17 protein-coding genes are annotated in these 22,139 nt (G+C 40.6%); 11 read left to right on the top strand and 6 right to left on the bottom strand.

Annotation, left to right across the window (positions count from 1 at the left end; all coding sequences use genetic code 11):
* Window positions 1–49: 49 nt before the first annotated feature.
* Window positions 50–352 carry a monooxygenase gene (locus tag H140_RS0100875; protein ID WP_019671767.1) on the top strand — a complete coding sequence of 101 codons (303 nt, stop codon included), beginning with the start codon at window positions 50–52 and terminating at the stop codon, window positions 350–352.
* A gap of 127 nt (window positions 353–479) precedes the next feature.
* Here H140_RS0100875 and tsf read toward each other — a convergent pair whose 3' ends face one another.
* Together tsf and rpsB are read right to left on the bottom strand one after the other, a co-directional pair.
* A complete protein-coding gene (gene tsf, locus H140_RS0100870; RefSeq protein WP_019671766.1) occupies window positions 480–1,355 on the bottom strand; it encodes a translation elongation factor Ts in 876 nt (291 codons plus the stop codon).
* Between the two features lie 219 nt (window positions 1,356–1,574).
* Window positions 1,575–2,357: a 30S ribosomal protein S2 gene (gene rpsB, locus H140_RS0100865; RefSeq protein WP_019671765.1), complete on the bottom strand. Its 783-nt coding sequence runs from the start codon at window positions 2,355–2,357 to the stop codon at window positions 1,575–1,577.
* Window positions 2,358–3,095: 738 nt separating this feature from the next.
* Here rpsB and map point away from each other — a divergent pair.
* The 7 genes from map to H140_RS0100830 all read left to right on the top strand — a co-directional run bounded on the left by map (window position 3,096) and on the right by H140_RS0100830 (window position 13,940).
* Entirely contained in the window at window positions 3,096–3,896 is an 801-nt protein-coding gene (gene map / locus H140_RS0100860) for a type I methionyl aminopeptidase (protein ID WP_026348712.1), read from the top strand.
* A 112-nt stretch (window positions 3,897–4,008) separates the two neighbouring features.
* Window positions 4,009–6,699, top strand: a complete 2,691-nt coding sequence (glnD, locus tag H140_RS0100855; RefSeq protein ID WP_019671763.1) for a [protein-PII] uridylyltransferase — start codon at window positions 4,009–4,011, stop codon at window positions 6,697–6,699.
* 92 nt (window positions 6,700–6,791) lie between these two features.
* Entirely contained in the window at window positions 6,792–8,054 is a 1,263-nt protein-coding gene (dapC, locus tag H140_RS0100850) for a succinyldiaminopimelate transaminase (protein WP_019671762.1), read from the top strand.
* An 86-nt stretch (window positions 8,055–8,140) separates the two neighbouring features.
* On the top strand, window positions 8,141–10,366 hold the full coding sequence (locus H140_RS0100845) for a DUF294 nucleotidyltransferase-like domain-containing protein (protein WP_019671761.1): 2,226 nt from the start codon (window positions 8,141–8,143) through the stop codon (window positions 10,364–10,366).
* A 25-nt stretch (window positions 10,367–10,391) separates the two neighbouring features.
* Window positions 10,392–11,009 carry a 3'-5' exonuclease gene (locus tag H140_RS0100840; protein WP_019671760.1) on the top strand — a complete coding sequence of 206 codons (618 nt, stop codon included), beginning with the start codon at window positions 10,392–10,394 and terminating at the stop codon, window positions 11,007–11,009.
* A 106-nt stretch (window positions 11,010–11,115) separates the two neighbouring features.
* Entirely contained in the window at window positions 11,116–13,362 is a 2,247-nt protein-coding gene (locus H140_RS0100835) for a D-alanyl-D-alanine carboxypeptidase/D-alanyl-D-alanine-endopeptidase (protein ID WP_019671759.1), read from the top strand.
* A gap of 29 nt (window positions 13,363–13,391) precedes the next feature.
* Window positions 13,392–13,940, top strand: a complete 549-nt coding sequence (locus H140_RS0100830) for a DUF421 domain-containing protein (protein ID WP_019671758.1) — start codon at window positions 13,392–13,394, stop codon at window positions 13,938–13,940.
* A gap of 132 nt (window positions 13,941–14,072) precedes the next feature.
* Here the strand turns inward: H140_RS0100830 and H140_RS0100825 are convergent, their stop codons facing one another.
* Complete coding sequence (locus H140_RS0100825; RefSeq protein WP_019671757.1) at window positions 14,073–14,522, bottom strand: DUF2147 domain-containing protein; 450 nt, start codon at window positions 14,520–14,522, stop codon at window positions 14,073–14,075.
* A gap of 445 nt (window positions 14,523–14,967) precedes the next feature.
* On the opposite strand from H140_RS0100825, the gene H140_RS0100820 reads away from it, so the two are divergent.
* Complete coding sequence (locus H140_RS0100820; RefSeq protein WP_227672897.1) at window positions 14,968–15,849, top strand: N-acetylmuramoyl-L-alanine amidase; 882 nt, start codon at window positions 14,968–14,970, stop codon at window positions 15,847–15,849.
* Between the two features lie 430 nt (window positions 15,850–16,279).
* On the opposite strand, the gene H140_RS0100815 is transcribed toward H140_RS0100820, so the two are convergent.
* Both H140_RS0100815 and H140_RS0100810 read right to left on the bottom strand, forming a co-directional pair.
* Window positions 16,280–18,187: an acyltransferase family protein gene (locus H140_RS0100815; protein ID WP_019671755.1), complete on the bottom strand. Its 1,908-nt coding sequence runs from the start codon at window positions 18,185–18,187 to the stop codon at window positions 16,280–16,282.
* 74 nt (window positions 18,188–18,261) lie between these two features.
* Window positions 18,262–20,181 (bottom strand): acyltransferase family protein, encoded by a 1,920-nt coding sequence (locus H140_RS0100810; RefSeq protein WP_019671754.1) that lies wholly within the window; start codon window positions 20,179–20,181, stop codon window positions 18,262–18,264.
* 188 nt (window positions 20,182–20,369) lie between these two features.
* Here H140_RS0100810 and H140_RS0100805 point away from each other — a divergent pair, with 188 nt between their 5' ends.
* Both H140_RS0100805 and H140_RS0100800 read left to right on the top strand, forming a co-directional pair.
* On the top strand, window positions 20,370–20,585 hold the full coding sequence (locus H140_RS0100805; protein WP_019671753.1) for a hypothetical protein: 216 nt from the start codon (window positions 20,370–20,372) through the stop codon (window positions 20,583–20,585).
* A 55-nt stretch (window positions 20,586–20,640) separates the two neighbouring features.
* Window positions 20,641–21,513 (top strand): hypothetical protein, encoded by an 873-nt coding sequence (locus H140_RS0100800; RefSeq protein WP_019671752.1) that lies wholly within the window; start codon window positions 20,641–20,643, stop codon window positions 21,511–21,513.
* Between the two features lie 65 nt (window positions 21,514–21,578).
* Here H140_RS0100800 and H140_RS13640 read toward each other — a convergent pair whose 3' ends face one another.
* Window positions 21,579–21,935, bottom strand: a complete 357-nt coding sequence (locus tag H140_RS13640; protein ID WP_019671751.1) for a hypothetical protein — start codon at window positions 21,933–21,935, stop codon at window positions 21,579–21,581.
* Window positions 21,936–22,139 lie beyond the last annotated feature (204 nt).

Here is a 22,139-nt window from a genome sequence, read left to right as displayed (position 1 = left end):
CTAAATACTGCATTTATAATAAGCACCTGATACTTATTAAGAGATTTTTATGAAATACTTATTACAAATTGATTTTCCTTTTTCTGGCCCATTTGGTGATGAATTCTTCACCGCCATGCAAGACTTGGCAAAAGACATTGCTACTGAGCCAGGACTGGTATCTAAGATTTGGACTGAAAACCAAGACACTCAAGAAGCTGGTGGTATCTATGTGTTTGATAACTTAGACGATGCCAACCGCTATTTGCAAAAGCATACTGATCGTTTACAGTCGTTTGGTATTACTGGTATTAATGCCAAAGTATTTACTATTAATGAAGAGCTTAGTGCTATTTGTCACGCTAAATTCTAATCATTAAGCGCTAAAGGTTAAATGGCTAACTGCCAGAAATAGCCACAAAAAAGCCCATCACAAAATATTGCGATGGGCTTTTTTATGACTGTTTTATCTGATTAATAATCAAATAAACAAAGACTCATTACTTAGCAGCAGCAGCCTGAGCAGCAGCAACTTCAGCAGCGAAGTCTTCTTCTTTTTTCTCGATACCTTCGCCTACTTCAAAGCGAACGAATTCTTTAACAGTTACGCCGTCAGCTTTAAGTACGTCGCCAACTTTCTTGTCATTGTCCATAACGTACGCTTGACGTACTAAAACAACTTCGTCTAGGTACTTACGTAGGCTGCCTTCGATCATTTTTTCAATGATGTTGTCAGGCTTACCTGATTCACGTGCTTTGGCTTCAGCGATTTCTTTTTCACGTGCTAAGATATCAGCAGGAACGTCAGTGTCATTAACCGCTACTGGGTTGAACGCTGCGATATGCATTGCTAGGCTCTTACCGTTTTCTTCGTCGCCGCCTTCAGTTGAAACCACAACACCGATACGTAGACCATGACGGTAAGAAGCTAGGTTGTCACCTTCGATGATTTTTGCACGACGCACTTGGATGTTTTCACCGATTTTTTGTACCAAAGCAACACGGGCTTCTTCAACAGTTTGACCATCATAGTCAAGTTCTGCGATTGCAGCTGCGTCAGTGGTATTGTTTGCTAGAGCAAGCTCAGCAACTTTATTGGCAAATGCTGTGAAGTTGTCATCTTTTGCAACGAAGTCAGTTTGGCAGTTTACTTCTAGTAAGATGGCTTTGTTGCCTTCTTGAGCAATAACGATTGCGCCATCAGCTGCGATGTTACCCGCTTTTTTAGCAGCTTTTGCTTGACCTGATTTACGTAGGTTGTCGATGGCTGTTTCGATATCACCGCCTGTTTCTTCAAGCGCTTTTTTACATTCCATCATGCCAAGGCCAGTGCGGTCACGTAGCTCTTTTACTAACTTAGCAGAAATCTTTGACATATCTTTTCCTCTATATGTATATGAGTCGTTATGATGTATAAAAATAAATAAGTAACAGCTGTTAGCCTGTCTTTCACTGTCTGAAACAGTGTGATAAGTTACAAAATCATTGTTAATTTATAAAACGACAAGGGCATGACGAGGGTTTCCACATCATGCCGCAATAAGTCAAATTATGGACAATGAGACAAAAAAACTCTTAAAGACACGCTTAGGTCATTACTCAGCTGAATCAGTTGCTGCTTCTTGTGCAGGTGCTTCTTCTGCTGCTACTGGAGCTTCAGCATTGCCGCCTGCTTGAGTTTTGGCGTATTCTTTACCAGCAATGATCGCATCAGCCATACGAGTGACGTATAAAGTTACGGCACGGATAGCATCATCGTTTGCTGGGATAACGTAGTCTACGTTGTCTGGGTTTGAGTTGGTATCAACGATACCGATTACTGGGATACCCAAGTTTTTGGCTTCTTTAATAGCGATCGCTTCGTGATCAACGTCAACCACAAATAAAGCGTCTGGTAAGCCGCCCATGTTTTTGATACCGCCCAAAGAGCGCTCTAGTTTTTCCATAGCACGGGTACGCTCTAATGCTTCACGCTTAGTTAGCTTCGCAAAAGTACCGTCTTCGGCTTGTTTTTCTAGTTCTTTTAGACGATTGATTGACTGACGTAATGTTTTCCAGTTAGTCAACATACCGCCTAACCAGCGATGGTCAACATAAGGCATGCCAGCACGTAGTGCTTGCTCGCGGATAACTTCACTGGCTGCACGCTTAGTACCAACAAATAAGATTTTGTTGTTTTTAGCAGCTAGACCATTAACATAAGTTAAAGCGTCGTTGAATGCTTTTACAGTGTACTCTAGGTTAATGATATGAATTTTGTTACGCGCACCAAAGATGTACTGGTTCATTTTTGGGTTCCAAAAACGAGTTTGGTGACCAAAGTGAGCGCCAGCTTGTAGAAGATCGCGCATTGGCATGTTAGTTGGACTGTTTGACATGTGTATTTCCTTTGAAAGTTGGGTTATGCCTCCACATTGCAAAAATTACCGATTCATCGACACGCATTTGTTCTGCTGTTAGTTTGGCAGTTAATGCCAATACAACACAGAATAACGAACAAATTAGTCAAGCCGACAAACACCCAGCAACTCTTAACCGCAATGTGTGTGTCATTGGTTGATAAATTAAAAACTTATTATCGAATTAAAAGCTTTAATTTACTGTTGGTTTTACGGTTATATCTATCTATATTGTTTTTTTCTAAAATTAAAGCATCTTAACTACTTCTAACATCTTAACTACTCTAAATTGAAACTAATTAACAGACACTGTAAATTTGAGAAATAAAACAAGGCGTATATTTTAACACAGTTTGCGATTAAGTAGAAGTAGCTAATCTAAAAACTTAACCCACCATTATCTGAATCTGACAGGCTAAGTTAAGCTAGAGTAATCCTTAGTCCGTAATCTTTAACTCAAAGCCGTTAATCTATAACTTTTAACTCAAAGCCGTTAATCTATAACTTTTAACTCAAAGCCCATCAATTTAGTAACACAGCCACAAATTAAATACTCAAGCGTCTGTGTTATAATAACCGCCTATATTGATGTGACCTTTATATGACTAATATGACCTTTATATATAACTTGGCATATAACATAAGGCATACGCCTTAATTCAAATTCATAGCTAAAAAATTCAACTTCATAACTAATAACGTAACATCTAACACATTATGACCAATACAAACAATCTAATTCTCGCACCCGATGCGATAGAAAAAATGAGAGTTGCTGGTAAACTTGCCAGCGACGTTTTAGTCATGCTTGATGACCACGTCAAAGAAGGCATGACCACAGAAGCCTTAAACCAGCTTGCTCACGACTATATTGTTGATGTGCAAGGCGCCATCCCTGCTCCGCTAAATTATGGGCAGCCGCCATTTCCAAAATCAGTATGTACTTCGGTTAACCATGTGGTGTGTCACGGCATTCCTTCAGATAATAAAATCCTGAAAGATGGCGATATCATCAACATTGACGTGACTGTGATCAAAGATGGCTATTACGGCGATACCTCAAAAATGTGGATTATCGGCGAAGGTTCTATCATGGCGCAGCGCATCTGTGATGTGGCGCAAAAAGCCCTTTATGCCGGTATGGCTGCGGTAAAAAATGGTGCTCACTTAGGTGACATCGGTGCTGCCATTCAAGAAGTGGTTGAGCCAGAGCGCTTTAGTATCGTTCGTGAGTTCTGTGGACATGGCATCAGCAATCAGTTCCACCATGAGCCGCAAGTCATGCACTATGGTCGCAAAGGCACGGGTATGGAGCTAAAAACGGGCATGACTTTCACCATTGAGCCGATGATTAACCAAGGCACTTGGAAAACCAAAATCTTGCCAGATCAGTGGACAGCGATTACTAAAGACCGCAAGTTATCCGCACAGTGGGAACACACGCTCATGGTCACCGACAATGGCTGTGAAGTATTTACCACCCGTCCGGAAGAAGATTTGAGTTTTTTAACGACTTAGGAAGCTACAAAAGACTGCTTTGGCAGTCTTTTTTTTGCTTAAAATTTGCCCTATTATAACTTTTTGCCCTATTATAACCTCAAGTTATCACATACCCTGTTTGGATTTTTCTATGTTTATCAATGAGCCGGCTGAAACTTTAACAACTCCACTACCTGATTTCAAAAATAGTAACTCCCGAAATCTAGGCGTTCCTGACTGGCTAAAACAAATAGAAAAAGACATCTCTCAAGCTTTAGAACAAGGGGTTAATATTAGACAATTGGTTGCTGCGCGCGCCTCTGCCATTGACAACTTGCTTATCGCTTTATTTAAATATCATCAGCTTGAGCAAACTCGACTGGCGTTATTTGCAGTAGGTGGCTATGGTCGTGGTGAGCTGTCACCTTACTCTGATGTGGATATCTTGTTATTGGCACCTGATACGTTGACCGAAAAAGAATCATTAAAAGTCGATGCCTTTGTCGCCCGCTTATGGGATATCGGTATCGAGCCTGGCATTGCAGTTCGTAGTATAGAGGACTGTCTGCAAGTTGCCGTGGATGTTACGGTTGCAACCAATCTACTTGAAGCACGACTGCTTACTGGCAATGAAGACTTAAGCGTTATACCTAATAATGTAGTGCAAGAAGTGTGGTCACAAAAAGACTTTTATGATGCCAAAATGGCAGAAGCACGGGCACGTTATCTAAGTCATAACAGCACAGAATATAACCTAGAGCCAGATATCAAAAAATCACCTGGTGGTCTGCGTGATATCCACACTGTCGGCTGGATTACCAAACGTTACTTCCGTATTAGCAAGCTTTATGATTTAGTACCACAAGAGTTTTTGACCGAAAAGGAATTTGATGAGCTGATGTTTGCCGAAGGCTTTTTATGGCAAATTCGTCATCATCTGCATCATCTGACTGGGCGCAATGAAAACAAGCTACTGTTTGATTATCAACGTGATATTGCCAAACTAATGGGCTACGAACAGACGGAAGAGGATGAGCCTAATAGCGCAGTTGAGAACTTTATGCGTGATTATTACCGCTGCGCTATGCAAATCTCAACCCTTGCTGAGATGCTGACCTCTCATTATTATGAAACCTTGATCGAAGCCCGTCTGCCAGACAATCAACGACCTAAAAAGTCTGTGCTTAATGCTCACTTTAACCGAATTGGTGATCAAATTGCTATTGCCCATCACCATGTTTTTGCACAACACCCAGAAGCCATTTTGGAGATGTTTTTGCTGATGGGACAGCAGGGCATCAAAAAGATTCGTACCCGTACATTAAGAGCGTTAAAAATTGCCGCACGTGGTATAGATCAAGCCTATCGTGATAATCCAACACATAAAGCCTTGTTTTTAGATAACTTAAAGCAACAAAACTATCTATTTCAACGACTACGCATCATGAAGCGTTATGGAGTGCTGGCTGGTTATATGCCACAGTTTGTCAATTTAATTGGACTCATGCAATATGACTTATTCCACCGCTATACGGTCGATGAGCATATTTTGCTACTGGTGCGTATGTTGCACCGCTTTACTGACCCCAAATACAAGGACGACTTTGCCTTAGTAAGCTCCATTTATCAGCGTATTGAGCGTAAAGAAATTTTGGTGTTGGCCGCCATTTTCCATGATATCGCCAAAGGTCGGGGCGGAGATCACAGTGAACTGGGCGAAAAAGATGCCATTGAGTTTTGTCTGGCACATGGTATGAGTGATACAGATGCCAAACTCATCGGCTGGCTCACTCGTTATCACCTATTAATGTCAATGACGGCACAAAAACAAGACATCTCAGATCCCGAAGTTGTTACCAAATTTGCCAACATAGTGGGTAATGTTACTCACCTAAATCATTTGTATGTATTGACCGTTGCTGACATGAATGCTACCAATCCACAGCTTTGGAACAGTTGGCGTGCGACCTTAATGAAGCAACTATACACTCAAACACGCCGTATTTTGCGTGCTGATTTGGATGCCCCGACCAATCGCCAAGAAATGATAGCCACTACTCGACAGCAAGCGCTTGCTTTGCTTGATAAGGCAGATAATAAGCACATGAATCGAGAAGAAGTGTTGGCACTATGGGATGAGCTGGGTGATGAGTACTTTTTACGTGAAATCCCCGAAGCCATTATGTGGCATACTGAAGCCATCTTAAACCATCCACCTTTGGGTAAAGCATCTGATAGTAATAGCGAGCCATTAATCGTGCTACGTGAGCATCAAGAGTTGGCACTCGATGCGGTACAAATCTTTATTTATACTCAAAACCAAGCCAATTTGTTTGCAGTCACCATGGCCGTGTTTGATCAAATGAATTTAGATGTGCTGGATGCCAGAATTATTACCGCTACCCGAGATTTTGCGTTAGACTCATATGTGTTGCTTGATAGACATGGCACCTTGCTTAGTGACCCTGAATCACGTGAAGAGCTAAGTGAGCGCCTAATTGATGCCTTTAAAAACCCAGAAACACCAAAACTTGTGCAAAAACGCCTGCCAAGACGACTGAAAAACTTTCAAGTACCCACTCAGATTGATTTTCACTATAACGAGGCAAGTCGTCAGCATATCATGAGCCTAACCACACTAGATCAGCCTGGGTTACTGGCTCGCATTGGTCAGGTGTTTTTAAACGAACAAATCGAGGTTCACGCTGCACGTATTACCACTTTAGGAGAACGTGCTGAAGATATGTTTTATATTAGTGATCTCAATGATGCACCATTAAGCAATAGCAAGCTTGAGCGTTTAAAACAAGCGTTAATGGATATTTTAACCACGTCAAATTAGGTGGTGTCTGTTGCAATGTCCTTATTAACGCAGTGGCATTTGCATAAAGTTCACCGATACTGATACTTAATTAACAGGCACCCAAACACATTATGAATCCAAAATTAGACTTACTACATCCCTACCCCTTTGCCAAGATGGCAACTTTGTTAGCCGACTCAATAGCCAACAAAGATTACGACACTATTAAGCTTGGTATTGGCGAGCCTAAACATGAGCCACCAAAATTTGTACTACAAATCTTAGCTGATAATCTAAATAAAGTACAAAACTACCCTACTACCAATGGTTTGCCTGAGCTACGTAAAACTATCGGTGACTGGCTACAACAGCGCTTTTCCCTAAATAGCATCAGTGCTGATAGTCAAATTATTCCTGTTATGGGTACTCGTGAGGCCTTGTTTAGCTTTGTACAAGCTGCTATTAATTCAAATACATCAAATCCAAGTAGAGTTCAAAACACGAACTGTACTCTATCAAATAGCGCTCCTTTCATAGTGATGCCCAATCCTTTTTATCAAATTTATGAAGGCGCTGCATTACTAGCAGGTGCTACACCATACTTTGTACCTTGCACAGCTAATAATGACTTTAAAGGTGATTATCATTTGGTACCAAGCGAAGTCTGGGATCGCACCCAAATCGTCTTTGTTTGTAGTCCCAATAATCCCACAGGTGCTGTATTTACTCTAGAGGACTGGCAGGCATTGCTTGATCTGTCGGATAAGCATAACTTTATTATTGCCAGCGATGAATGTTATAGTGAGTTATATTTTGATACGCCGCCCATAGGTCTACTGGAGGCTTGTGCTCAGCTTGGTCGTAATAATTACCAAAACTGTGTCGTTTTTCACTCACTATCTAAGCGCTCAAACTTACCTGGTCTACGCTCAGGTTTTATCGCTGGTGATGCCAACTTGCTACGCCCTTATTTACAGTACCGCACCTATCAAGGTTGTGCTCTACCCATTCACCATCAATTGGCTTCTATCGCAGCTTGGCAAGATGAAACGCATGTGGCACAAAATCGGCAGTTATACGCACAAAAATTTGAGTTATGGATGCAGCATCTGGGCGACAAGTTGACGTTACGCAAACCAGATGCCGGCTTTTATCTGTGGGTGCAAGCGCCCAAGCCTTTTGTCGATGCTCAGGGTGAGCCAGATGATGAAGCCTTTGTAAAAGCTTTATATGAAAAACTAAATATTCACGCACTAGCTGGACGCTATTTGTCACGTGAGATTGATGGTGTTAACCCAGGCAAGGGATTTGTACGTCTCGCCTTGGTTGCCAGTATCGAAGAAAGCCAACAGGCTATTGAACGTATCAAAAGCCTATTAGAAAAATCGATTTAATTGTGCTCACTTAACCAAGCACAACAGACAATAAAACGATAAAACAGCAACAATAAAATAAATGCAATAAAACCAGGGAGCGGTTTATGAGCAGACTAGACTTTACCCAACCACCATTTGACGTATTAAACGCCAATGAGCGTCTACTGTTAAAAAAGCATGCCAAAATTTTGTATTTAGCCAAGCAGGAGTTTTTAACCGCAGAGCACTATCCGTATTTTTATGTGGTATTAAAAGGACGTATCCAGCAAATACTCGCTGGTGATGAAGTGGGCGAGTTTGTTGCCAGCACTTATAGCAATGACTGGTTTGATGCTCGCAAGCAGCCAGACGGTAGCATCATGACTGTTTTTGATGCAAGCTTTGATGCCAGATTTAACAAAGCAATAGCTTCTGAAGCAACCAACCACAACCTAGCAGAGAGCCCTTTTTATCACTATCAAGCGATTGAAGATAGCTTATTGCTACAAGTCAGCGCACAAGTTATCGACAAGCTATCACGCCAAAATCAACATATTTGCAACCTGCTTAGCGGTGAGCTTGCACAGCGAATGAAGGCCTATCATGAGCGCACAAAATCTGGACGTTTTGCTCATTCACATCATCTTTATTCCCCTTTAGTACAGCCATTATCACAGCAAGAGCACTCATCTCAATTGACTGCACAACCTACTGTTCAACAGCCATTGCACTCACAGCAACCATTACACTCTGGTAGCAATTTATATTTTAATAAAGTGGCTCAGACCAATCAGCCAAATACCTTGGATAACTCCCTACCAGAACAAGATGCAGATCTGGCTCATACTGCCAATAGCGAAGCTCAACATACAACCACAAACCAAGCTCCAGCTAATAGCATTCAAGCAGAGTCTCAACAGCTCATGTTACAGCCAGTAACTGCCATCAGTATGCTCGAGGTACATACCATCTCTGAAACTGCCAGCTTATATGAGGCGGCAAAAACCATGACCCAAGCTGGGTTAAAACATGTATTGGTCAAACGCATCAACAACATAGAGCGCCACCCCACCCGATCTATGCAACACAATCTTGGCATCTTAACTGATGCAGATATCTGCCGTGCAGTCAGTGAGCGAATCGATATGAATACCACCTTATGTCGAGATTATGCCAAATTCAAACTGCATACCATAGCTTATGATCAAGACGTCAGTGAAGCCTTGCTGGCTATGATACGCCACCGAGTACACAGGCTACCTGTATTGGATGCCAATCAAGAAGTGATTGGTGTACTCGGTCAAAGTGATCTACTGGCATTTTTGAGCCATCATTCACAGCTAATTACAGTTCAAATAGAGCAGGCAGAGACAATTGAAAGCCTAAAAATACCTGTTGATCAAATAGGTCGTTATATCCGCTCACAACACCATAATGGCATTAAAATTGGGGTGATTAGTCGTATCGTACAAGTATTAAATGCCCACGTATTTGCCAAGCTTTGGCGTTTGATTGTGCCAGATGATGTCTTTAACAATACTTGTATTATTGTCATGGGCTCTGAAGGTCGTGGTGAGCAAATCATGCGTACCGATCAAGACAATGCGCTAATTATCAGAAATGGCTTTAATGACTCAAATCTAGCAGCCTATGCAGATCTATTTAATCAAACCTTAGCAGAAATGGGATACCCACTGTGTGATGGCAATATCATGATGAACAATCCACAATGGCGACTACCACTTGCTCAGTTTAAATCACAAGTGAGTAATTGGTTTCATCAAAATCAGCCTGAACACGCCATATGGTTAGCTTCCTTATTAGATGCCTCCTATGTATGCGGCGACGAGTGCCTATTAGAAGGATTGCGCAAACACTTACAAGTGGCGCACCGTAGTGCTGATCCGATGTTTATTCGCAGCTTTGCACAAGCTGCGTTACAGTTTGGTGATGTCAGCCAATGGTGGAAGAAGTTCATGCCACTAATTGGCAAGCCGTTAGGACAGGATATAGATTTAAAAAAAGCAGGGCTTTTCCCTTTAGTGCATGGTATTCGCACCTTGGCACTTGAGCAGGATATCTTAGATGTCACTAGTAGCAAAGCACGCCTTCAAGCCTTGGTCCGAGCAAAGGTTATTAGTGCCAAACGCGCAGAAACACTTAATGATGTGTTGGAGTTTTTTATGGCGCAGCGGCTCGACATTGCTTTAGCAACTGAGGATAAAACCGCACGCCAAGTTGATCCCACTACTTTATCAGCATTAGAAAGAGACTTATTAAAAGAGTGTTTAAATGTGGTAAAAAGCTTTAAAAATGAGCTACGTCAACGCTATCAATTAGAGATTGCTTAATTTTTATCACAAATGGAGTTTGATCATGAGTATTCGCAGCACAGCACAGCGCTTAAAGGCGTCTTGGTATCAGCGACAATTATCACGTCCTGAATATACCTCTATGTTTGCACCTGCGACTGACAAGCAATGGGTTGCCATTGATTGTGAAATGACTGGACTCAATGCCAAAAAAAATCACCTACTCTCTGTCGCTGCTATTCATATCAACGGTTCGGTGATAGATACGGCTGAAGGATTACATTTAATTTGTCGTCCACCTGTGATGCCAACCAAAGACACCATTATTATTCATGGACTACGCCCAATAGATGTCGAGCAAGGGTTAAGCTATGAGCAGATGTTAGCAAGCTTATTACCCTTTATTGGCAACCGCCCGATAGTTGGTTTTTTTCCCCAGCTGGATATGAGCTTTTTAAACCCTTTAGTTAAAGCCTATATGGGTACACCGCTACCCAATCCAGTGATTGACATTCGCCATCTTTATAATCGTTATAGCGGCAACCGTACCCAAGGCGTTGCACACCAAGCGCAGCAGCTAACCGCTATTTGTAATGAGCTGGGTATTCCAGAGCTTGGCGCTCATGACGCTTATAATGATGCCTTGATGACAGCGATGGCTTTTTTACATTTAACGCCTTAATATATAGGGTTTTATAATTGTTAATGTGAAGCCAAACCACTGATATTTTGTCATTATCTTGTCATCAATGAGAGTAACTATCTTGCGTAATTTAAATCTAAATTTTATGTCTTTTATTAAAGTCACTGACGCTGCTAATATTGTTAAAGCCAAAACTTCTAACACCATTAAACCAATGCTAGCAGATAAAGCGGTGCGAGCAGATAAAGCGGTCAAAGTACCCAACCTCCAACCCTCTTATTTCGTTAACAGCCCCTCTTATTTCGCTAATAAGCATCAACCCAGCTCAAACCAAGGCATCAAAAAAACAACCTCAGCAATAACAAAAATTGCTGCTACCTTGAGCCTTATTTTTGCTACCAGTATCACCGCCTATGCTCAATTACCCCCGCCAGTTGAGCACGCCCTGAGCAAGGCCAATATCTCTACCGATGACATCAGCTTAGTGGTCGTTCCAGTCTTTCAAACACAACATGTTCACAGCGAAAACCAACAACATAATAGCTCACAACCTAGTAACTCACAATCTAGTAACTCACAACCTAGCCGTTTAGCTAAATTGGTGGTTCCTAGGCCATCCTCTTTGGCGCAACCAGACTCAGCAGATGCTCTACCACCAGAGCAAGCACCTACATTAAATACCTCAGCATCAGCGGCGCACTCTGCCACCATTAGCACCAGCACCTCTAGTGCTAATGGTGGCAGTGGTGGTGATAGCAGCATTGCAATTAACAAAAGCACTGCAACTAACACAGCCTCGGTAACCACGACCAGCACTCAAGACCAATATCTACAAAAAAACCAAGAAAAAACGCAGGCAAAAATACAAACCAAACCCACCAATAATGAGCCGCTTCAACACCCTATCCGTCATCTGGCCAATGTGTCTCGCACCCCAGCCAGCACCATGAAGCTGATACCTACGTTTGTCGCTTTAGATTTATTAGGTGCTGATTTTACATGGTTTACCAAGGTCTATCACACCGGCTTTATTTTTGGCAACACCCTCTATGGCGACTTAATTATCCAAGGCAGCGGCGACCCCAAGCTCACCCATCAGCGTCTAGCCATGCTACTGCAACAAGTAGAAGATTATGGTATTCACCATATCAATGGCAATATCATCCTCGACAGCTCAGTGTTTCAAGGGGTGACCAAAGATCCAGCCGCCTTTGATAATGACCCATTACGCCCTTACAACGCCAGTCCAGATGGACTGCTGGTAAACTTTAGCACTGTCTATCTTGCCGCCTTACCCCTACTCAATGAGGCACAGCAAGGACTGGCCAAAGCATATTATCAGCCGATGCTGGCCGATTATGAGCTGCCCGATATCCTGCCCATTCGTTATTCAGGACACTGCAGCACTGCTCTCTCAACCTTGACACCACGCTGGATGCCAGATAAATTGACCTTTAATCAGGCATTGCCAGACACTTGTAATGGAGGTAACTTTTTTATTGCCTATCCAGATGCCAAAGACTTTGCTGCTCGGGTGATCAAATATCAGTGGTTGAATTTAGGCAACTCACTGACTGGAAATATTAAGTTTTTGGGATTAAGCAATACCTTAACGGGTACAGTCATCAACACCGAATCACCACATAAAACCAAGTATGGGACTTATCTAGGAACTCGGATAACGAGTAACGTCATAAATAAAAACCATGAAGATAAGAATGACGCTAAACTGAGTGCTCGTCAGCATTTTTCACTAATACCAGCAGTACCTTTGCCCTTTGTTAGCTTTCCATCTTTGCCTTTGTCACAGCAAATTCACGATATTAACCACTATTCAAATAATGTGATGACAGAGCAGTTAACCTTAACCCTACCACTATTTGTCAATGCCAGCACCCTAGAGGCCAGTAATTATGTTGACTCTAAAGCAATCAAGACTCAACAAGACACCTATTCCAACTATACAAAGGCGCTTGCAACCATCAACCACTGGTGGCAAAAAAAGCTACAAACCCCAGCGCCAGTAATGACCAATGGCTCAGGCTTATGCCGTGATTGCTTTGTTACAGCCGACAATTTGGCCGAGCTACTAAGCTTCGCCTATCAGCATCCAAGCTTTGAAACCTATGCCAATTCATTAGGTATTGCAGGTATCAGCGGTACTATCGCGGAACATGCCAAACGCTTGCCAAACTCCAAAGCCATTGGTCAGGCATGGATTAAAACAGGGACACTGAATAATGTCACCTCAATGGCAGGTTATGTACATGGGCAATCTGGACAAGATTATGTCATAGTCGGTATCATCAATAGCAACCGCGGGCAGCCACTCAATACTTATGAAGCCCGTTATGTACTCGACACCTTATTGGATTGGACTGCGCAGCACTAAACAGGACACTAACTAACAGGATAAATCTTATGGAAAATATCTTTTTTAACAGTTGGCAAACCCTAGCTCGTATTGTTATTTCGGCAGTTGTCGTTTATATTTGTATTGTTTTATTCCATAAAGTATCTGGAAAACGAGCCAACTCTCAGCTCAATAATTTTGATTGGGTTGTTACTGTTATGATTGGTTCTATTGGTGCCAGTACAATTATTTTAAATAACGTCCCTATTATTGAAGGTATGGCATCCATCATGACTTTGCTACTGCTTCAGTACTTAGTGACAAAGTATTCTGCCATATCGCCAGAGTTTGCGAGCCTGATTCTTTCTGAGCCACGAGTGGTATTTTACGAAGGTCAATTTTTACCTGAAGCAATGCGTAAAGAGCGTCTGACACGCCAAGAGATAGAGTGCGCCATACGTGCTGAAGGCATCCATAACTTTGATGAGGTAGCAGCAGTCGTATTTGAAAGTGATGCTAAGCTGACGGTAATGCGCAAACGGCAGCCAGAAGACCGCTATGATGCTGAAGGCAATATTAAGCCCTCTGACACACTACAAGTCATTGCTTCGCAGTAAGCTCAAGCCTTAAAAAAGGTTAGAAAACCATCGTTTTCTAACCTTCATTTTGCTTTATATCTCTTGATATAACTAGGGTATATTGCTAGTTTGTGTCTTCAATTCTTACAATGATATTTAAATAAGCTAAAATTAGTTAACACGGGTCCAGGTTTGACTACGTTTTAAGAACGACATACCTTTAACATTACCCGTCAATTTAAGCGATCTACCATTTGGCGCTAGCTCTACAGTACCACCATAAACTTTGCCACTTTCTGGATCTACTAAATCACCGCCTGACCACTTATTATTACCATCAGCTTTTAAGCCAGTGAGAATAGGAAGACCAACAATTGGCTTATTCTTTAATGAGCCAGAGCACTTAGAACACACCTCTTTTGCTTTTGAGGCGTCATTGACTTTAACAATAGTCCCTGTGACAACGCCGTTTCTTTCTGTCATTTTGATAACGGCTTTTTTCTCTCCAGTTTTATCATCCACTGACTGCCATTGCGTATTATTTAATGAGGCAGCTAGCGCGGCTGTTGACATTAAACCAGTTAAAGTTGCAGTTGCTAATAAAGTAGTAAAACGTTTCATACTCGACTCCTATCGAAAAATTAAATCCATTTAAGGTGTTAAATATTTGCTCAATCAACTGGTTGCTATTCATAACAACACGCCATAATTAAATGGCAATCTATATAAGCGTTGATAGGCAAAACAAGCTAATCATACAAGTTAATATCCAATTTGTCGAGCATAAATCATGAAATTTAGCTTAAAACTATATGAATAATATAAAGTTATATAATTAAGAAACAATTGGGTATAATTCAAGCCTTATGCTAATCTATGCTCAGCACTATCTCCACACTGCCTCTAATATTGAATCTAAACTGAATATCATAAACCAGTTAAATACCATAAACTAGCTAAGCGTCATAAGTCACAACAGTAAACTACAAATCGCTTTAATTTAAATTGATAACCCATTGTTTAACAGTTTTTTTGTTTTTATCTTTATTAACACTCTCTTTTTTTTATGACAACCGCTACTATGACCTTCTTTCAGCACACACACAGACTCCTACTTTCTTTAAGCCTTGCTTTTGGCTTTGCATTAACCGTAACCAGCTGCACCACCACAGATCCTTTTGTAATTGACAGCCACAGCTATCACTCTCAAGGCCAAGAAGAGCGCATTAAATTTATCGTTATTCATTATACAGTCGGTAATAATGAGCGCTCTTTAAAGCAGCTAACCCAAGGTGACGTGAGTGTTCACTATTTAATTATGGATCATAATGATCACAAAATTTATCAGTTAGTTGCTGATGACAAGCGCGCATGGCATGCTGGTAAAGGAGCATTTGCCAATCGAAACACCTTAAATGACACTTCAATTGGTATTGAAATTGTCAATCCAGGTATAAAGCCAGAGTATCGTCAGCTACTACGTGATACTGATGCAGAGTATTATGCTTATGCGCATTATGAAGACTTTAAAGAGATTCAGATTGAGAAGGTTGCCTACTTGATTGCCAAACTTGCAAAACAATATGATATAGCACCGACTCATATCATAGGCCACTCAGATCTGGCCCCATCACGTAAGATAGATCCAGGTGCTAAGTTTCCATGGCAACGACTATATAAAGAGTATGGCATCGGTGCTTGGTATGATGAATTTGATAAACGCTATTTTATGAACAGCATTGACTTTGATCACATCTCTATTTTAGAGATAAAACAGGCTCTACGCGATTATGGCTATGATATCAATACTACTGATGAGTGGGATAAAGCAAGCCGTAACGTGGTTTATGCCTTTCAATTGCATTTCCGTCCACAACATCCTACTGGCGTTATGGACTTAGAAACCTATGCTATTTTAAAAGCACTTAATAAAAAGTATCACCAATAATCGAGTGAAGTGAAAATAAGCGAGCGAGCAAACAAATCGTTATGGCACCTTCACAGCCGCTTGATAGACAGGCATCACTTCAGGCAACAAGGCTTTAATCTTATTAATACGCTAGTGCGAGTTAGGATGCGTTGACATTAAGGTCACCACTGCCTTTTAGCCGCTCTACTTCTCAATATGGTATCGTTCTTTTTCGGATAAATGTGTGTATGTCATGGCAATTTACTTTGTGGTGAAAGAAAGTGCTAGATTTATCACATCTATCCACTCCCTTTCAATTGAAATTGCACTTTTGATGCAAACCTAAGATATTTAAATTTAAGCTAGTTACAGATAATGTTAAAATAGATACAGCCCTTGATATTGTTTATCAAGTTATTATCAAAAATTAATAAGTTATTATATAAAAATTAAATAATAGAGCGTGCTATTATTGTGCAAAATCTAGCATCGCCGTTTGAAACATCGGCATCAACAATCTATTACCAAACTCACTTAGATGATCATCATCAAAATATAAAGGTCGATTGTCAATCTCTGCCAAACAGCGATCTTCTGGGCATAGATAAAGCGCTGGATATAATATCTGAGCATTGTACTTAGGTGCTACCTGCTGATAGATATCGATCACTGGTGCTGTCTTTGTCTCATACTCTACCGTAGAAATAGATAAGTCTTTTTTTTCTCCTTTAAAAAGCGACTTGCTCAAAGCTCTTGGAATGTCAGTGTGCATTTCGGGTATCGGTGCAACAACATACACAGGATGCGTCTCGGAAACTGCCTCTAAGGTCTGCGCTATTTGCTCTTTAAACTGTGTCAACTTTTGCTCAACTTCTGTCACACTTGGCATTTGTGATGACGCTACTGCATGCGCATCTTGTAAATTATGATCACCACCATATACATAGGCTAATGCTCTACTAACCATAAAAACTGGCACATCAGGATAGTTTTGCTGTAAAAACTGAAGCCTAACCTCATTAAGTGGCTCACAGCCTGGAAAGCGGTCATACCCAACCAAAAAAGGACAAGCCGATTCTGTCATTGTCACGATACCTGACGAATCAAGATCAAATATATCTGCAAGTGCAGCTGCCGTAGCATCTGCATGGCTATCACCTATCATAATGGCTTGTATATTATCTGCATTTCCAATATAGCAGGGCTGTGCCCTATCCTGCTTGCATTTATAAGGGTTGATATTCCCCGCCTCTTTTGTTGCCACAACCACATCTTCAGGATAGTGCCAAATAAAGCCTTCGGTTTTGTATGTTGCACGACCAGCAACTGCAATCAATATCATTAAATATAAGGGCTTAAAAGTCAGTACCTTCTTAACACCTTGATATGAAGAGTGCCAGTTGCGCTTTTCTATCAGATAATAACTGACATAACCTAATATCACAGACAGTAATATCCCAATAAATATGCTGTATGTTGGAAAATCAAAATAATAAATTGCTACCACTAACGGCCAATGCCACAGGTAAATGGAGTATGACCAAGTGCCCAGCTTTTGAGCAATAACACTACGGCTAATGATGCCATCTTCTCGCTGTGCTTGGATAATTAAAAAAGTACCCAATACGGGAAATAATGCCAGATAACCGGGCCACGCATTGTCAGCAGAGATTAAAAAGTATGATCCCACAATGGCGGCTAAACCTAGCCACTGAGCATATTTTTTATGCGGTTTGGCAATATTGATAGGATATAAATAAGCGATACCACCCACCAACATCTCCCACGCTCTCGAGGGCAGTAAGTAATAAGCCTCGCTTGGCATTTGCTTCGATGCATAAATACAATAAACAAAACCAATGACAGCAAAAGCAACAATGATTCGCTTTAAAGACTCTAGGCTAAATAGCTTACGCAGCAGCACTAAGATTAACGGATAAATAATATAAAATTGCCATTCAACAGACAGTGACCAGCTGTGTAGTAGCCACTTTTGATGCGAGGCGGTGTCAAAGTAGCCCGCTTCATTGTTGTAGTTAAAGTTGGAGAAAAATCCCATGCTACTGGCAACATGGCGACCTAGCATCTTGTAATCTAACGGAATTAGGTAAAACCAACCAAATAAAAGCAAGCTAATGCACAATACGGCTAATGCTGGTACTATCCGATTGGCTCGTGCCATATAAAATTTAGACAGTAAAAAATTGTCACTCTTTATTCCACGAAAAATAATGCCTGTCATCAAAAACCCTGAGATGACAAAAAATACATCCACACCTGCAAAACCGCCTGGCATCCATGCAGCATGAAAGTGAAATAGCACAACCGCTATCACTGCAACAGCCCTTAGACCGTTAATATCTGTTCTAAACTTCATAGGCTAACTCAATATAGATACGATATGGTTTACCCAGTAGCACTCATCAAAAATGCTATGGGGTCAACAGGGCTCTAATGCACCGCTGCTTGATACAAATCCAGAATTGGTTGGCCTAAAACTTCGTTGACAACATATATAGAGCCTTGCTGACTTAAATGACCATAATCGACCTGTAATAAAGTGTCATCATAACCACGCACGCGACAAGCATAAACACCCTCTGCTACCGTACACAAATCTTGCACCAATGATAGATAATGATATTCTTCAGTGGGTTGTTTTTTCATCATTGCCTGCTCAGTAGCTATAACTTTCAAGTCCAAACCTTCATCAACAATCATCCGCTCATCTTTTTTCCAGTGTCTTGGTTTAGTCATCACTTTTGGTAAGGATGGCTCCCACTGAGGTACAGGTCCGACCACCACCACAGTAGCATCAGATATTTGTTGAATTTTATTACTAATGCTTATCCAGTCTTGAGTATCATGGTTTTTGGCCTGAGTCATTACCACTAAGGTTGGGTTCACCTCACCAATACTTGCAATCGCTAACTTATTTGAATAATCACAGGCTTGTTTTGCGATACTAGCAGAACCTTCCATAGCAGTTAAGGATGGACTACAACCTGCGGAAGTTTTTTGATAAAACGGTATATCTTGTGGCTGCAATAATTGGCGCAGTCCAAGCGATAGCGCTTCTGCATGTGAATCACCCCATAAAAATACGCCCCCATCGCCTTGTTTTGTCACACAGCTTGGGTCTGTCTCATAGGTGCCGCGGTTATCTAACGCATCATAAGTATCACACTTTAACCAATAAGCTTCGTCTAATTGCCGATGTTCATTGGCATAATGGTTTAAAAATTGTGCTTTTTCAGAAGTGGCCCCTGCCCGTATTTGGGTATCAAACCCATCAGTTTTATACACTACACGGCCAACAATAATCATCGCTAATGCCAGATATAAAGGCTTAATTTTAACAATCTCAATCAATCGACTATAATCGCGCCTAAACTTAAATCGCTCAATATACTTATAACTCAAATAGCCTAGTAGTACTGACAACAGCATCCCAGGGTAAGCATAGTAGCTCGGCCACGCAAAATAAAAGATAGCCACGACAATCGGCCAATGCCACAGATATATAGAATACGACCATGCACCCAGCTTTTGAAACACCGCATTGCCAGTAATAAAGCTACTATCGTTCTGTGCCTGAATAACCAGATACGTACCAAGCACAGGAAACAGAGCCAAATATCCTGGCCACGCATCCTCTGCAGAAATAAAAGCATAAGAGCCGACAATCATTAGCAAGCCCAATGCTTCTAAATAACGCTTTTTACCCTGTCCTAACTTTAACGGATACACATAAGCAATACCACCTACCATCATTTCCCATGCGCGAGGGAACAATAAAAAATAAGCAGCCTCTGGCGCATTAATTGAGGTCCAAATACCAACAACAAAGCTCAGCAGTGCACTGAAAATTAAAACAACCTTTAATTTTTCAAGCGAAAACAAGCGATGTAACGCCATTAGTACCAGTGGATATAGCAAATAAAACTGCCACTCAACAGACAACGACCAAGTATGTAGCAGCCATTTTTCATGAGAGTCAGCAGCAAAATAACCTGACTCATTGAGATAAATAAAGTTAGAAATAAAAGCAACACTGCTTAAAGCATGCTTACCAAGTGCCTTGTAATCTAGTGGCATCAAATAAAACCAACCAAATAACATCATCACAAAACACAAAGCAGCCAAGGCTGGAATAATACGATTGGTACGTGCCAAGTAAAACTGTGCTAATGAAAAATTATTATTTTCAAAACCACGAAAAATAATGCCTGTCATCAAAAACCCTGAGATGACAAAAAATACATCCACACCTGCAAAACCGCCTGGCATCCATGCAGCATGAAAGTGAAATAGCACAACCGCTATCACTGCAACAGCTCTTAGGCCGTTAATATCTGTTCTAAACTTCATATGGTCGATTCTATATTCTGTAATAAGAGCAAAGGTTTCATATTATACCCATAGTTACTATATAGTTACTATGAATATACCCTTATTATCCACACTTCACGTTTTGTGCTTTGCCCTTAGCCAAGCACATAATGCTAGAATAAGCGGCATGACAGTTTATTCTTAATCAAATAAGCTAGGAGCCCCTCATGAGTCCTTCACAACCAGACTACTCACAACCTAAAGAGCTAGAAGCCTACTTTAAACGTAAAGCCGAGCAAGAAAAGCTGGCGCAACAACAAGCTAAGCGAGAAGCTGAAGATCTGTCTGCTTATGAAGCTTGTGTATTAAAAGAAAGCGCACGAGTGAAAGAGCTGATTGCCAAGGCGCAAGCGAAGAGTAAAGGCAGTAATTCAGAGAAATAATTGGCTTCGCTTTTATTACAAAAAGCTTAATCATAAATGACTTTGGAATACACACATGATGAAACATATAAAGCCACTACTGCTGCTTATCTCAACAATACTTTCATCAGTGCCTAGTCACTCAATGATAGACATAGTTAATCCCGATAACAATTTACAAAGTATGGGGCTAATATCACCACTCCTTACTAATCTTTGTGATTTTAATTATCAGCAAGCTTTGCACTATCAACCTATTCAAGCTTCGCACTATCAACCTATTAAGGCAGAAAAACCTGTTATCAATGATCAGGAAGAATTACATAGGCTAAAGATGCTCAGTAAATTTGCTGACGAACGTATCATGTTCAAAAACGTTCAAAGCTTTCCAACCTATTCTGAGTTGGATGCCTTAGATGACTCTAATAAACATGACACTGTTCAAACTTTAGCTCAAGAAGACGCTATAAGTATACTATATGAGCTTTATATCCATAACTTAACAGGAAAATATATACCTAGAGATGAGTATAAGTCCATTATGTATTTAAGAAAGCTCAACGAGTTTCACCAACATTATTATCCTGATAGATTTGAAGAATACATATATGCTTTACTTATGGCACCATTTGGATACCCTGAAAGCATCACCAAGTCATCACCTAATATAGCTTCTGACGAATATGGCTTGATTTTGGAAGCACTTCTTCTACACGCTGGCTCAGAAAGCGTTAAGTCCAGTCTATTAACACGAGACTTAATACAATCAGACCCATCATGCTCTGACAGCTTATTAAAAATAATCGAAGAATTAGGTGATAACAGCAATCCTACTGCTATACATAATCTTATTAATTATTATAGAGAACTAAACGATGTGTCTAATCAATTAGAATACTGGGAAAAAAAGGCTAAGATTTACCCCTATGAGCCTATGATATGGAATTAAAATAGGTTGTTAATATTTAAAAAAGGTGAGCCATTTCTGGCTCACCTTTTATCTTCAACCTAATTTTATAAGCGTTCGTTAGATGAGGTTATTGAGTCTTCGTTTTCTGATAATTCAGTAATGGTTTCATAACCTTCCTGATTTCCAAAGTATAGTCTGTTGTGCTTTTTATCTCTAAAAAAATGTAGCTTAGCGCCATGATGGTCAGTCATAACCAGATTATCTAATAAGTCTTTCCATAGCGCTCTTTTTTTAGATTCATTACCATCTTCTCTTAACGTTGGTTCTAAGATAGCCTTAATCTCTTTAAGCTGATCATCAGTAACCAGTGTTTGGATATCTTCACGCTCTAAGAAATGCCGACAAATCCGCTCGATATCCTCAAGCGTCTCTTCTCCTTCGACCAATTCAATAATAATCATAGTTGCCCTTAGTTACCATACGGTTAATCAAAATTTATGTCATTAAGATACAAGTTTTGATGGTAAGTTAAAAGTAGAGTTCTTTGTCGATTTTGTAATATGGGTATGAATAATCCATGTAATATAGCTCATAGCAATGAAAGGTTGGCTTAACTTGTGATATTTAGAATTAAAAATAAGCCATAAAAAAGGTGAGCCACTCAA

The organism is Psychrobacter lutiphocae DSM 21542, assembly GCF_000382145.1.
Lineage (GTDB): Bacteria > Pseudomonadota > Gammaproteobacteria > Pseudomonadales > Moraxellaceae > Psychrobacter > Psychrobacter lutiphocae.
This window is presented reverse-complemented; position numbering and strand designations above follow the sequence as displayed.

Bases quoted from the DNA above. Each gene is read 5' to 3' on its own strand.
- H140_RS0100875 (WP_019671767.1), top strand. From the start codon at position 50: ATGAAATACTTATTACAAATTGATTTTCCTTTTTCTGGCCCATTTGGT.
- tsf (WP_019671766.1), bottom strand. From the start codon at position 1,355: ATGTCAAAGATTTCTGCTAAGTTAGTAAAAGAGCTACGTGACCGCACT.
- rpsB (WP_019671765.1), bottom strand. From the start codon at position 2,357: ATGTCAAACAGTCCAACTAACATGCCAATGCGCGATCTTCTACAAGCT.
- map (WP_026348712.1), top strand. From the start codon at position 3,096: ATGACCAATACAAACAATCTAATTCTCGCACCCGATGCGATAGAAAAA.
- glnD (WP_019671763.1), top strand. From the start codon at position 4,009: ATGTTTATCAATGAGCCGGCTGAAACTTTAACAACTCCACTACCTGAT.
- dapC (WP_019671762.1), top strand. From the start codon at position 6,792: ATGAATCCAAAATTAGACTTACTACATCCCTACCCCTTTGCCAAGATG.
- H140_RS0100845 (WP_019671761.1), top strand. From the start codon at position 8,141: ATGAGCAGACTAGACTTTACCCAACCACCATTTGACGTATTAAACGCC.
- H140_RS0100840 (WP_019671760.1), top strand. From the start codon at position 10,392: ATGAGTATTCGCAGCACAGCACAGCGCTTAAAGGCGTCTTGGTATCAG.
- H140_RS0100835 (WP_019671759.1), top strand. From the start codon at position 11,116: ATGTCTTTTATTAAAGTCACTGACGCTGCTAATATTGTTAAAGCCAAA.
- H140_RS0100830 (WP_019671758.1), top strand. From the start codon at position 13,392: ATGGAAAATATCTTTTTTAACAGTTGGCAAACCCTAGCTCGTATTGTT.
- H140_RS0100825 (WP_019671757.1), bottom strand. From the start codon at position 14,522: ATGAAACGTTTTACTACTTTATTAGCAACTGCAACTTTAACTGGTTTA.
- H140_RS0100820 (WP_227672897.1), top strand. From the start codon at position 14,968: ATGACAACCGCTACTATGACCTTCTTTCAGCACACACACAGACTCCTA.
- H140_RS0100815 (WP_019671755.1), bottom strand. From the start codon at position 18,187: ATGAAGTTTAGAACAGATATTAACGGTCTAAGGGCTGTTGCAGTGATA.
- H140_RS0100810 (WP_019671754.1), bottom strand. From the start codon at position 20,181: ATGAAGTTTAGAACAGATATTAACGGCCTAAGAGCTGTTGCAGTGATA.
- H140_RS0100805 (WP_019671753.1), top strand. From the start codon at position 20,370: ATGAGTCCTTCACAACCAGACTACTCACAACCTAAAGAGCTAGAAGCC.
- H140_RS0100800 (WP_019671752.1), top strand. From the start codon at position 20,641: ATGATGAAACATATAAAGCCACTACTGCTGCTTATCTCAACAATACTT.
- H140_RS13640 (WP_019671751.1), bottom strand. From the start codon at position 21,935: ATGATTATTATTGAATTGGTCGAAGGAGAAGAGACGCTTGAGGATATC.